Here is a 12,722-nt window from a genome sequence, read left to right on the forward strand (position 1 = left end):
CATGAAGCTATTTGGCCGCTCCAAAGGGAACGCCGCAGAGCAAAAGCGCGAAGAGGTGATGCGCCAAGAGTTTGAACGCTTGGCGAACGCGCAAGGCCGCACGCGGGCCAATAGCGGCAGCGAAACCCGCCACCGTGGCGCAAGCCGCATGATCCGCTCCATGCTCAGCTGGCTGCCTGGGTTAGGCAGCCCCCGCCAAGATACGCCGACAGGCGAGCGGGAAATGCTGATTAGCCGCACACGCGATGCCTATCGAAACCACATGCTGGCGCGCGCGGCTGTTACCCGGGCTGCCACTAACGTAGTGGGCATGGGGCTAACCGTTCGCCCCAACGTCGACGGCGAGGCGCTAGGACTGAATGACGACGCCGCGGATAAGCTGAACGATGAGCTGGCGCGCGGCTTTCGGTTATGGGCAGAAGACCCTAATGAATGCGATGTAGAAGCCGGTCTGGATTTTTACATGCTCCAACGGCTGGCGTTTATCAGCTCACTCGTCAGCGGTGACGTGCTCGCCATGACACCAGACGATCAGCGCCCAGGCTGCCTTTTTGGTACCAAGCTGCAGCTGATTGAAGCCGAACGCGTGGGCAACCCGCTGACGGATACCCCCACAGAAAGTGACGGCGTTCGTGTCGATCGACTCGGCAAGCCCACGCATGTGCGCGTTTGCAGCGGCTACCCCAGCGACTACACGACGTCGCAAGAGTGGGCCTGGTACCCCATCTTCGGGGCGCAAACCGGCCGCCGCCGCATTCTGCATCTGATGAATGAGAAAGGCCGCCCTGGCCAAGTGCGTGGCGTGCCTTATCTGGCGCCAATTTTAGAAGCACTGCAAAAGCTGGAGCGTTTCTCTCAGGCCGAGCTTACCGCTGCCGTGATCAGCGCCATGTTTACCGTGGCCATCAAGCACACCGCCACTGACGATCCGGATATGTCGCCCGGTGGTCCCATGTGGAGCGATGACAGCGACGACCCCAACAAGCCAGACCGGCCGGTGGTCACCAGCTCAGGAGAGCAGCCAAGTGAAGGCGACAGCCTCACGCTAGGCGAGGGCGCTGTGTGGGATCTGGAAGAGGGCGCCGAGCCGGTCACGATTAACCCCAACCGGCCCAATGCGCAGTTTGACCCGTTCTTTGTCGCCATCGTGAAAGAGATGGGCGCGGCGTTAGAAATGCCGTCTGAGGTGCTGCTGATGCATTTCAGCACCAGTTACACGGCCGCCCGCGCCGCCTTTAACCAGCTCTGGAAATTCATCAAGCAGCGCCGCCACCACCTTACGGTTCAGTTCTGCCAGCCCACCTATGAGCTGGTGATTGATGAGTTGGTAGCACGCGGCATCGTCAATCTGCCTGGGTACCGCGACCCCGCCAAGCGGCGCGCTTACACCAGAGCGCTATGGATCGGGGAACCGCTCGGCTCACTGAATGAACAGGTCGACGCCAGAGCCGCCACCGAGCGCATCGCCAACGGCACCAGTAATGAGCACATCGAAACCATGGCGCTGCATGGCGAGGACTGGGAAGACGTACACCGCGACCGCGCCCGAGAGATCCAGCGCAAACGCGCCGAGGGCGTGCCCATCTACGTGGGCGGCAAAGTGCACGAACAAGAACCCGCCAACACTGCTGACGAATAGACCAGGAGACACACCATGACCCTGCCGCGTACCGCGTTTGAGCTAGCGGCCAATCACACATGGCTGATCACCGCCGAAGCGCTGGATACCGTCATGGCGGTGGCCGCGCGTGAAGGCGACGTGCAGGCACTGGAAGCCAAGCTAGGCCGCCCGCTAGACAACACGCGCAATGTCACCGTGCGCGATGGCGTGGCCGTTATACCGGTGACAGGCCCCATCTTTCGCCATGCCAACCTGATGACGGAGATCAGCGGCGCCACGTCTACGGGCAGCCTTGCCACTGATATTCAGGAAGCGCTCGATAACCCCAGCGTTAAAGCGTTGGTGCTAGATGTGGACAGCCCCGGCGGCGAGGCGACAGGCATCAACGAGCTATCGGAAATGATCTTTCAGGCCCGTGCCAGGAAGCCCGTCAAAGCCTATGTCGGCGGCATGGGTGCAAGCGCCGCCTACTGGATTGCCAGCGCTGCTGACGAGGTGGTGGTAGACGATACCGCCCAGCTAGGCAGCGTGGGTGTGGTGTTGAACATTCGCAAACGCGACGACCGATCAGGCGAGAAAACCTACGAGATCGTCTCCAGCAACGCACCCAACAAGCGACCCGACCTGGATACCGAATCTGGACGTGCCCAGCTTCAAACCCGCACCGACGAATTGGCAAACGTATTCCTCGACAAAGTGGCCCGCAATCGAGGGATACCACGCGAAGAGGTGAACGACCGTTTCCGCCAGGGCGGCATCGCCACTGGTGCACTCGCCGTGGAGGCCGGCATGGCCGACCGTCTCGGCTCACTAGAGGGCCTGATTGCCGAACTGGCAGGCCCACCAACTGCATCTTTCAGCACACAAAGGAGCGTCACGATGACGACCGTTAAAACCACGGCGGAATTGCAGGCCGCCATCGAGGCGGGCACCGACCCTAAAACCATCCAGATTGCCGAGCCGGAAGCAGTTGATACGGACAAGATCCGCGCCGAGGCCACGCAAAGCGAGCGCGAGCGCTGCAAAGGCATTATGGATCTCGCCTCGGCAGGCTTTGAGAAGGAAGTCGCCACGGCTATTGATGAAGGCGCAAGCGTAGAGGCCACTGGCCTAGCACTCTTCAAAGCCGCTCAAGATCGCGGCATTAGCCTGCAATCTATCCAGTCAGATGGTGCTGGCGCACCCACCGCCACGCCGCCTAAAGAAGACACCGAAGCATCAGAGCGTGCCCAAGGCGTGAATGCCATCACTGCACGCTGGAAGAACGGTTAACTCGCACCACTCACGCCGCTTTGCGCACCCCTGATACGCCACTCTTTACGAGGTTTTCGTCATGTCTGGAATGACCACTACACCACATCCCGAAGCCGCTGCGCTGCTGGAGGGAGATTTTCCACGCCGTTTTATGACCATCACCGTCGCCTCTGGCCAAGTACAGCCCGCTGGTGCCGTGATGGGCGAAGTGACTGCTGATGAGAAATACATTCTCTCGGCTTCCGCCGCGACCGATGGCAGCCAAACGCCCAGTGTCATCCTCTGGGAAGCCGTCAACGCCACTGACGGCGATGTAGAAGCCGAGGCGCTGATCTGTGGCGACGTGCGTGGCGAAAAGCTCACGCTAGGCACTGGCCACACCGTGGCGTCGGTGCGCAAAGCGCTGCGCTCGCTCTCCCTTTTCGTTCGCTAACACCGCCGCCAGGGGCTAAGCCCTACGCCGCTGGTACTCACTCTCAGGAGAACCCCCATGCCCATGGATCTATTTGAACCACGCACGATGCTGGAGGCGGTCGAGCAGATGAAGCGCGCTCGCCGCTTCCTCGGCACCACCTTCTTTGGCGCGAGCCCGGTGAATTTCGTCACCAAACATGTCGACATCGACATCATGAAAGGCCAGCGCAAAATGGCGCCATTTGTGCGCCCCAATCGCCCCGGCCAAGTGGTGGATCGTACCGGCAGCGTGATGCGCAGCTATACGCCGCCCTACATCAAGCCAAAACTGGAAACGAGCGCAGGCCTGCTGCTGAATCACCGTCAGCCAGGGGAACACATCTACTCAGGCCGTACGCCGCTTCAGCGGGCAGGCGAGCAACTGGCGCGCGATATGGAAGATCTGGACGATCAGATCAACCGCCGTGAAGAGTGGATGGCCGCTCAGGCGCTCACAAGCGGGCAAGTACACGTAGTAGGCGATGGCGTTGATGACATTATTGATTACCAGATGTCAGCCACTCACCAAGTCACTGAGGCAACGCTTTGGTCTGCTGCTGGCTCTGACCCCATCGCAGACCTGCGCAAGTACAAGCGCCGCATTGCCAAAGACAGTGGCCGCACCGCGAACGCTGTAGTGATGAGCGCCGAAGCGGCTGACACCTTCCTTGATAATGAATCGGTGATCAAGAAGCTCAACACGCGCCGCATCGATCTCGGCATGATTCGCCCGGAAGAGCTACCCGATGGCGTGACCTACCTGGGTTACCTCAACGACCCCGGCCTGGATCTCTACTCCTACGAAGAGTGGTACCTGGACCCGGCAGGCGATGAAAAGCCGATGATTCCCGCCGGTGGGCTGGTCATGGGCCCCACCACCAGCCGTTGCGGCATGCTCTATGGCGCGATTCAGGACATGGAAGCCATCGAAGGTGGCATGTTCGATGTAGCCCGCTACCCGAAAAGCTGGATCACGAAAGACCCCAGCGTGCGCTGGCTGATGATGCAGGCCGCACCGCTGCCCGGCTTCCATGAGCCGGACGCTTTCGTTTACGCCAAGGTAGTGTAAGTCAGCACGAACCGACAAGCTCCGCCATGGTGCGGGGCTTGTTCTCACGGTAAATGGGGAGTATTCGCAATGTCTCAGCAATTTGTAGTGGTGCGCGGCCAAATCGAAGAAGGGAAAAAGGTACTTGCCAAGCAGGGCTCACCCTTCACGCCTCGGAATAAGGAAGAGCAAGAGCGCCTGCTGGCCTCTGGCGTGATTGCGCCGGTGATCGACGCAGAGGAAGAGTTGCTCGATGATGACGGCGACGAAGATCAAGGCAGCGATGATGACCAAAGTGGCGATGATGAACAGCATCAACCGCCTGTCCAGCCGGACGGTGATGCCTCGCCAGCCAAACCCGCGGCCACTAAGCGGCCAAGAAAATAATGAGCGCGCTTGATGAGGAAATGATGGGTGATATGCCCGACATTTTCGCAGATGCAGGCGACCCGGTGGACTACCAAGGCGCAGGCTTCACCGCAAATAGCGTGATGGCAATCAAGGACGACAGCTTCGAAGTGTACGACCAGGATCAGGTCGCCATGCGCGTAACCACGATGAGCGTACAGAACAAAGACGTTGCTACGTCTCGCCAAGGCGACCGCATTGTGACGCCCAGCCGGACATGGATTGTGCAGCAAATCCTAGAGGATGATGGTCACGTCAAGCGCCTCTGGGTCTCCTAACGCCAAGGGGGGGGAAGTATGCCCAACCTACAGTTTGATGTTCGTGAACTGCAGGAGCTGAAACAGCAGTTCGACCCCAAAGACGTAGAAAAAGCGCTGAGCTGGGCAGTGAACGCCACCGCGCGAAAAGCCGCCACAGAGATCAGCAAAGAGACACGAAAACGCTACACCGTGAGCGCGGGCGATATTCGTAAGCGCCTGCGTATTGAACGCTACCGCCGCGATGCTGACCGCGCGATTCTCTATACGGGCCGACGTTTGCCGCTGGTTCAGTTCAAACCCTCTGAGCGCTGGGTGTCTGTGAATCCCAAACGCCGCGTTCAAAGCGGCCCCCGCAAGGGCAGCATGGCCCGTCGCCGGGGTGTGAGCGTAAGGGTTCGAAAAGACAAAGGCCGTCAGCTGGTTCAGGGCGGCTGGTTGGCTAAAGGCCATATCCTGCGGCGTAAAGATAAAGGGGATACGCAAAGCCAGCCCATCATGCGCTTTGGCCCATCCATTCCCGAAATGGTGGACAACCCGCAAGTGATTGAAGCGGCGCAAGACCTAGTGCGTAAAGACCTACCCCAGCAGTTTAACGACCGACTGAACTACATCCTCAACCGCAAAGCAGGCCTGACATGACCGACCCGGACATTATCGACGACCTGCTGGCGCGTTTGCGCGACAAATGCCCAGGCATGGCCACCGTACAAGAAGCGTGGTTTGCCGACCCCATCGACAACTTCGAAGCCCAAACCCCCGCCGCGCTGGCCTATTTTGCGGAGGATTCCGCCAAAGGCGATGCCCAGACCACGCGCCCAGTACAGGAAGTACGGCTGACCTACGGCATTTGGCTGGTGTGCAAACGTGACCAGTTCAAAGCCCAGCGGCAAGCATTGCGCGAAGCGCTGATGGGGCACGGCTTTAGCCCCCAGCACAACCCGATGCAGTACCGGGGAGGGCAAACGACCGACATTCGCGGCGAACTCATTTGGTGGCGAGAGTTCTGGACCACCGACACCTGGCTGCGCAATTAGCCATCACCACCACCCAACACCCCGCCGCGTGCGGGTTTTTATGCCTGGAGGAAACCCCATGCCCAATGCAGGAGGCCGCTACGAGATCCGTGGCGGCAAACGCGTGCTCGTGCACAACACGCAGCCCACGCCCGCCAAGCCCGTCACGGCGGCAACGAAGCAACCCGCCGCCCCGGTGAAAACCGATGCAGCACCCAAGCCCGCTAAGGCAGCGGCCAAGCAAGAGGTAGATACCAATGAGTAAGCAATGGCGACGCCGCCTAGCCGTGGTGGCCGTAGAAACCCAGTACGGCGTAGCCCCCGACCCCGCAACCGCCACCATTCTAGAAGTGGTGATGCTCGATGCGGGCAACCCCTACGCAGGTAACACCGTCGAACGCGAGCGGATGCGCTACGGCTTCGGCAACTTTGAGCAGATCAACACCGGCCCCAGCGTTGAACGCCAAATCCGCGTGCCGTTCGCCGGTTCCGGTACCGCTGGCGAACCGCCTGCGTATTCCCCACTGCTGCGTGCCTGTGCGCTGTCGGAAACCATCGACAACACCGTCGATAGCGAAAGCGTCACCTACCAGCCCGTTTCTCAGGGCATGGATAGCGTGACGATCTGGTGGTATGAAGACGGCCAAGTGCAGGAAATTCGCGGCGCACGCGGTACCTACGAAATCGGCGCGGATGCCCAAAGCCTACCGTACTGGCAATTCAACCTCACCGGCCTTTACAGCCGCCCCGAAAACGCCCCCACTGTGCAGGGCGCAGAAAGCACGATTGCCGGAGAAGTGCCGATCAACAAACAGAACAGCACGTTTACCCTGTTCGGCTACCCGGCGCGCCTGCAAGCGTTTAGCCAAAACGCAGGCAACCAGGTGGAGTACCGCAACCTCGTGGGCTACGAAGGCGTGCACATTACTGACCGCCGCGTAACGGGCAACATCACCATCGAAGCCCCGGCGCTGACCGACTTCAACGCCTTTGAGAAGGTCGAAAGCCACCAAGGCGTGACCTTGGGCGCGGTCGCGATCACTCACGGCACTACCTCCGGCAACATCATCAAAGCCGAAGGACTGCAGGCGCAGGCGGCGAACATCACGCCCAGCGACAACCAAGGCATCATGCACTACGGCATGGAGATCCGTTACCTGCCCACCGGCAGCAACGACGACGACGTGAAGTACGTTTTCACCTAAAACCACCCAACACCACGCCGCCTCAGTGGGCGGCGTGTTTGTTTACGCTTATCCTCATCAAGGAAAACACCATGTCACTAGTGCTGAAAAAGATCCCCACCACCACCGTTGATGTCCCTGTTCATGTTCCGGGCGAAGAGAAGCCTGCCACCATTCAAGCGACGTGGAAGCTGCACGATTGGGATACCTACCGCGCCACGGTCGAGGCGCAGCAGGCAGGCAAGAAAAACGACGAAGAGCTGCTCGACGATCTGGAGGGCGTGAGCGGCATCAAGGACGAAAACGGCAACGACATGCCGTTCAACAAAGAGTTGCTGGAGCAACTGATGCAAACCACCTACATTCGCCGCCCGCTGATCCTAAGCTGGTTCGCCGCCCAAGAAGGCCGCAGCCAGGCCGCTGCAAAAAACTAAGCGGCGCTGGCCGGTGGTGGGCGGGTGCCCGCTCGATCAAAGACCACACCGAGGAAGACGCCAAGGCGTGGGGCATCACGCGTAGTAAGCCCCGCGCTACCGAGCCGGAAACCTATGGCGTGTGGGAAGAACACTGGCCAGCGCTTGAACTGTTTCTCGCCATGCGCACCCAGTGGCGAGTCATCGCAGGCATGGGCGGCGCTCACCACCAAGGCATCGACTACACCGCCCTCTACGGCCATCCCAAGTTCGCCCGCCTGGGGTTCGATGAGCAAGACGCGCTGCTGGCGCAGGTGCAGCACATCGAAGCGGGCGCGCTGGATGCCCTGAACGAACACCACGCCCTCGCTCAGCAGGAGGCCGAGCAGCAACAACACATCGCCCAGGCCATTGAGGCACGCGCCGAGCTGGGCTACCAGATGGAATGCCAGCAGCGGTTCAACGTGCAGGAGCTGATGAATGTGCAGCGCCTGCCTGGCAGTTATGGCGATGGGGCGTTTGTGGCGTGACGATTTTTAACGACTTTAATTCGCTGCACTTCAAGCAGCAACCAACAATGCCCTGGCAAGCGCCGGGGCTTTTTTATGCGCGGCATCCACCGCCGCTGACACACAGAGCCTTCCGGGATGGGTCATGGGGCCAGCAGTAGGTGCTGACTCTGTGGACTGCTGACGCCCGGTGGACATGGCTCATCACCAGAAGGAACACTCTCATGAATCCGAGCGTTATACCGCTTCGGTACAACGGCTATACCGTCACCTTCAACACCGACGCATGGATCAACGCTACCGAAATAGCCAAGCGCTTTGGCAAGCGGCCTGCAAAATGGCTAGAGTTGCCGTCCACGAAGCGCTACATGGCTGCGCTGGCCAGGGCGCTCAAGAAAACCGATGTCCGAAAATCGGACTTCGGTCTTGTGGTCAGTAAAAAGGGCGGCTCATTTCAAGGTACATGGCTTCACCCCAAGCTTGCCGTAGCGTTCGCTCGATGGCTTGATGACGACTTTGCTGTGTGGTGCGACCTTAGAATTGATGCGTTGCTGCGATCTGCTCCAAGCGATATTCAGCAGCTATACCTGGCAGAACAGCGAGAGAGTCAAAGCAGCGCCTTGGCGAGCGATCATGCGCGTGGATTGGCCCGCAGGCGCTGGGAAAAACCAGTGCTACAATCGGAGCGAGCTTATTGGCGCGAGCGTGTTCAACTGCCTCTTGCTTTGGAGTAATGGCGCACATGGACCTAAGCAACAAAGAAAGCGTGGTGGCATGGCTCATGGACGGCCAGCCTGTCATGCAGGGTATGGTCAATATGGGTAAGCTGCTGGCGCTCGTCACCCAGGCAGTGGAGCAGGACGGCAGCCGCGTCGATCAAGACACGCTGGTGGGCATCTTTATTGACCCCATCAACGATTACGAGCAAGCAACGGGCAACAGCGCAGGCGACCCCCAGAACCAGCGTATTCTCCCGACGATGGTTTACCTGTGTTACGCCGACTGGGAGGCTGCCATTACCCGGTTGCTGGGCGTTCCGTGCGTAGACATCCAGCCCGACTGGAAGATGCACCACCGGAACGCAGGCAGAGTAATGAAGGCACTCAGTGCTATCGGCATGGAAGTGGTGCTGGCGGGCTCCAAAGCCTACGAAGAGCAGAACGGTCACTCCATGTTGGAAGTGTTCATGGCGTCTTGCGAAACGGGAGAAGGCTTCAATCAAAGCAGGGCACGATTGGCGGCAGAAAGAAGCGGACTGGGCTTGGTGAAAGGGTGAGGGTGTCACGCCCTCACCTGAACCCCTGTAAACCCAAACAGGCCCACCGCACCCCTTGGGAAGCGCCCGCAACGCCGCCATAATGAGCAGGCAGCTTGACGCCTGCGCCGAGTTGGGCCAACATTCCCTTGCCGCTGCAAAATCAGTGGCAGAGGGCTTGGCCGCCCGATAAGTGTACAAGGCGCAGCAAAGGCGCTTATAACAGCGCTTTTTTTATGCCTGTTATGGCGGGCTGCGTGGGGATACCTTCGGGTATGCCGGTTTCCTTGTACGCCGGTCGGCCAACCCCGCGCAGTTCGCCTCCATCTTAGTGGCCGAAGTGGTGGCGAACTCCTAAACCAAAGTACAAGGAGTTATCACCATGACAGCTTTCAACGCTTCACCAGTATCCATTAACTTTCATGGCACCACGATCCCGACCTTCAGCGTCGAGGGTGTCGTTCGCGTAGCCATGAAGACTATCTGTCAAAGCATCGGTCTGGATTGGCGCTCCCAGCGTCAACGCATCCTTCGCCATTCTGTGCTTTCCAAAGGAGTGGTTATGATAACCACTCCTTCAAAAGGCGGGCTTCAGAAGTCACTGACACTACCGCTCACCAAACTGAACGGTTGGCTATTCGGTGTAGATGCTTCACGCGTAAAGCCAGAAGTGCGAGACAAGCTGGTGGAGTACCAAGAAGAGTGTTTTGAAGTTCTAAGTAACTACTGGCAAAAAGGCCAAGCCGTAAAGCCGCGCACCGTCACACCTGACGAGCGTGCGGGCCTACGCGCAGCGGTCACCATGTTGACCACCAAGCGCGGCTTAATGCACAGCGCCGCCTACTCCCTGGTGCACCACCGCTTCAACGTTGAACACATCGACGAGTTAACCCCCGAGCAACTGCCGCAAGCCGTCGAGTACGTGCACCGCATGGCGCTGGAAGGCGAGTACCTGGGCAAGCAAGCGCTGCGCGCACCTACGGTAGAAAGCATCGACTACCCGATCACGCGCCCCTGGAACGAATGGCAGGAGCACCACTTGGTAGGCATGGATGCCATGTACTACTCCGACATTCGCCGCCTGATTAAGCAACTGCTGGAAGCCGCCCGCACCGGGGCCACCCTGCAAGTGAGCAGCGTTGCCGGGATTCAAGAAGAACTAAAAGCGGTCACGCACCTCTGCCAAACACGCGGCATTCAGAAGCGGAAGGCAGAGGAAAAGCTGGCGCATATTCAAAACTTCGTCGGCTCGCTCGCCAAAACCACCGGCTGCCTGCAAAGCACGCTGGCGCAGTAACCGCTCAATAGACTGACAAGGCCCGCCCTGCGGGCCATTGAATTGCTGGGCCCTGGCTGCCCAGGTATAGCCCGTGGTTGAAAGAAAATTAGCAAAGTTATCCTTGCTCCTTTATGGTTTTGATGGGAACCATTACAAGGGGAAGGAGCATGGATTGGTCGCTGTATGAGGACCCTCAGACAGGCCTCTTTAAGCCTAAAAAACTGTCGATCACAAAAAGCCCAATAAAAATCAAAGATGTGACAGATCTTTACGGGATGCGTCAGGACCTTAAAGGGCTGCCGATAGAGAAGGCAAAGCCTGTGTTCAAGCAGTTTTTCAATGATGAATATGCCCATGAGCTTGAAGTGGAAGAGCTGGAGATCGCTTTCAACCGGGCAACAAAAGCGACGCTTGGTGATCTTTATTGCTTTAGAGGTCATTACTCGGAGGTCGAAGATCTTTTAGCGATGGGCGATGATGACGAGTCAATATCGCTTAGCCTTTCTGAGCAGCAGACACATCAAGCCCTGAAGCTGAACCTTATCCGAAGGTGGAAACCCGCAGATCAAGAGGACTGGGATTCATTGCTGATGCGTGGTTACACGGTGCCACAGCTGAAAGCGATGATGATAGAAAACGGTCTAGAGCCGAAGGGTAGAAAAGCCGACTTGGCCCGTGACTTAGGCGCCTTTGCGGTGTGCAATCCTGAAAAAATGCCTCCGTCTCATGAGTTTTTGCCAGGTGATGAACTTGAGCCTGCCTTGCAGGAAGCGATCACCAATATGGTGTGTGGCTTGAAACATGAGATCGAAAACCACCCCTACTATTACCAGTTCATTGCTTGGCAGGAGCTGTTGCTGGATTGGCCGAGCCACGAATGGCCCTGGCTTCCTGAGCTCATAAAATCACATGGTGGAGCCCCTGCGGCGGCGGCAGTGAGCGCTCGCCCCATAGGCCAAAAAGTGTCGTCTAGTGAGCCTTTCGAGCCTGACGATTGGAAAGCGTCGGCTACTTCCACGGCGCGCTTAGAAATAGCAGTGCCTGAACAAAAGGTTGAGCCGCCCAGCGTCAACTCAACGCCTCAACCAGCAAAGCCATCTCCTTCGCCAGCGCCCTCAAAGAGCGAGAGCACGTGGGCCGCAAATGACTTTGACGAGCCGATAGAGGTGCTTTTTAAGTATCAAGGCGAGAGGGATTCAGCCCCTAAAGAAAGGCATGTTCAAATTGAGCGAGTCTCTACGAAAGGCGGCCGCGTATTCCTGAAAGGTATGTGTTTGAAAAGCCAGGGCATGAAGATGTTCATGGTAGATCGAATTAAGGGCGGCATGGTAAGCCCGACCACGGGAGAGCTGCTAGATCCACACGAGTTCACAAGGGTAGATGATTTGCGACAAGCCCTAATGATGATGCGAGCAAAGCCGGAAAAAGAAGTCTCTCCCACTCCAATGGTCGAGGAAACTCAAGAAAATGCAGTAGAAAGCAGATCCGAAGAGCCTTTAAATACAGAAAGGTTTGAAAAGCCCGGCATCATTCGGCGCATATTTTCAAAGTTAGGGTTCTGATGATGCTAAGTAAAAAATGTTTTTTTAGCCTTGTCTTTATATCGACAGCAACTCATGCCGATGTAAACGTGATCGATGCTCACGTTTCAAAAAAGCCTTTAATGCTAGAGTTGACTATAGAGAATACATCACCTAGCGCAGTTGCGAGAGGATATATAGCTACACGCTTCAAGACCCCAGGCAGGGAAGTGCCTTGGGTAGACTCTTGGGAGCAAAGCTATTCAGTGCCGGGAGGCGTCGAGCCCGGTGAAATGTATAACCTGCAGTTACCAGCGCCGCCTGAATTGCAAGAAATAACACAGCATGAAATTACAGCAGAGGTTTATTTCTTCTCTGCATTTAACTACGAAAATGCACCGTTAAACGCTGATGCAGAGTACGTAGTTCAGGAGCTAGAGCGGCACGAACGTGAGTCTCAGGCTCTGCAAGCTGAGCTGGAAGAAATGATGAATCGTTAATGTTA

Annotated in this window: 17 protein-coding genes; all 17 read left to right on the forward strand. The window is 57.9% G+C overall.

What is annotated here, in order from left to right; genetic code table 11:
* The first annotated feature begins 1 nt into the window (after position 1).
* Positions 2-1,639: a phage portal protein gene (locus MHM85_RS07225; RefSeq protein ID WP_239285249.1), complete on the forward strand. Its 1,638-nt coding sequence runs from the start codon at positions 2-4 to the stop codon at positions 1,637-1,639.
* Between the two features lie 15 nt (positions 1,640-1,654).
* Positions 1,655-2,893 (forward strand): S49 family peptidase, encoded by a 1,239-nt coding sequence (locus MHM85_RS07230; protein WP_239285247.1) that lies wholly within the window; start codon positions 1,655-1,657, stop codon positions 2,891-2,893.
* A 61-nt stretch (positions 2,894-2,954) separates the two neighbouring features.
* Positions 2,955-3,308, forward strand: coding sequence for a head decoration protein (locus MHM85_RS07235; RefSeq protein ID WP_239285245.1), 354 nt, complete (start codon positions 2,955-2,957; stop codon positions 3,306-3,308).
* A gap of 57 nt (positions 3,309-3,365) precedes the next feature.
* Entirely contained in the window at positions 3,366-4,397 is a 1,032-nt protein-coding gene (locus tag MHM85_RS07240) for a major capsid protein (RefSeq protein WP_239285243.1), read from the forward strand.
* Between the two features lie 69 nt (positions 4,398-4,466).
* Complete coding sequence (locus tag MHM85_RS07245; RefSeq protein ID WP_239285241.1) at positions 4,467-4,763, forward strand: hypothetical protein; 297 nt, start codon at positions 4,467-4,469, stop codon at positions 4,761-4,763.
* Positions 4,764-4,795: 32 nt separating this feature from the next.
* Positions 4,796-5,062 (forward strand): hypothetical protein, encoded by a 267-nt coding sequence (locus tag MHM85_RS07250; protein ID WP_239285239.1) that lies wholly within the window; start codon positions 4,796-4,798, stop codon positions 5,060-5,062.
* 18 nt (positions 5,063-5,080) lie between these two features.
* The gene (locus MHM85_RS07255) at positions 5,081-5,683 is read left to right on the forward strand and encodes a phage tail protein (protein ID WP_239285237.1); all 603 of its coding nucleotides are present in this window, start codon (positions 5,081-5,083) and stop codon (positions 5,681-5,683) included.
* The gene (locus tag MHM85_RS07260; RefSeq protein ID WP_239285235.1) at positions 5,680-6,078 is read left to right on the forward strand and encodes a hypothetical protein; all 399 of its coding nucleotides are present in this window, start codon (positions 5,680-5,682) and stop codon (positions 6,076-6,078) included. Before MHM85_RS07255 ends, MHM85_RS07260 begins: the two co-directional genes overlap by 4 nt.
* Positions 6,079-6,136: 58 nt before the next feature.
* Positions 6,137-6,322 (forward strand): hypothetical protein, encoded by a 186-nt coding sequence (locus MHM85_RS07265; protein WP_239285233.1) that lies wholly within the window; start codon positions 6,137-6,139, stop codon positions 6,320-6,322.
* A complete protein-coding gene (locus MHM85_RS07270; protein WP_239285231.1) occupies positions 6,315-7,262 on the forward strand; it encodes a phage tail tube protein in 948 nt (315 codons plus the stop codon). The genes MHM85_RS07265 and MHM85_RS07270 overlap by 8 nt, the downstream gene beginning before the upstream one ends.
* Positions 7,263-7,333: 71 nt before the next feature.
* Positions 7,334-7,675, forward strand: coding sequence for a hypothetical protein (locus MHM85_RS07275; protein WP_239285229.1), 342 nt, complete (start codon positions 7,334-7,336; stop codon positions 7,673-7,675).
* 74 nt (positions 7,676-7,749) lie between these two features.
* Positions 7,750-8,184 (forward strand): DUF1799 domain-containing protein, encoded by a 435-nt coding sequence (locus MHM85_RS07280; protein WP_343218329.1) that lies wholly within the window; start codon positions 7,750-7,752, stop codon positions 8,182-8,184.
* 203 nt (positions 8,185-8,387) lie between these two features.
* Entirely contained in the window at positions 8,388-8,897 is a 510-nt protein-coding gene (locus MHM85_RS07285; protein WP_239285225.1) for a KilA-N domain-containing protein, read from the forward strand.
* 8 nt (positions 8,898-8,905) lie between these two features.
* Entirely contained in the window at positions 8,906-9,439 is a 534-nt protein-coding gene (locus MHM85_RS07290; protein ID WP_239285223.1) for a hypothetical protein, read from the forward strand.
* Positions 9,440-9,800: 361 nt separating this feature from the next.
* The gene (locus MHM85_RS07295) at positions 9,801-10,715 is read left to right on the forward strand and encodes a phage antirepressor N-terminal domain-containing protein (RefSeq protein WP_275443331.1); all 915 of its coding nucleotides are present in this window, start codon (positions 9,801-9,803) and stop codon (positions 10,713-10,715) included.
* A gap of 149 nt (positions 10,716-10,864) precedes the next feature.
* Positions 10,865-12,259, forward strand: coding sequence for a WYL domain-containing protein (locus MHM85_RS07300; RefSeq protein ID WP_239285221.1), 1,395 nt, complete (start codon positions 10,865-10,867; stop codon positions 12,257-12,259).
* Positions 12,259-12,717, forward strand: coding sequence for a hypothetical protein (locus MHM85_RS07305; protein ID WP_239285219.1), 459 nt, complete (start codon positions 12,259-12,261; stop codon positions 12,715-12,717). The genes MHM85_RS07300 and MHM85_RS07305 overlap by 1 nt, the downstream gene beginning before the upstream one ends.
* Positions 12,718-12,722 lie beyond the last annotated feature (5 nt).

Origin of the sequence: Halomonas sp. McD50-4 (assembly GCF_022348135.1) — a bacterium.
Taxonomy (GTDB): Bacteria; Pseudomonadota; Gammaproteobacteria; order Pseudomonadales; family Halomonadaceae; genus Vreelandella; species Vreelandella piezotolerans.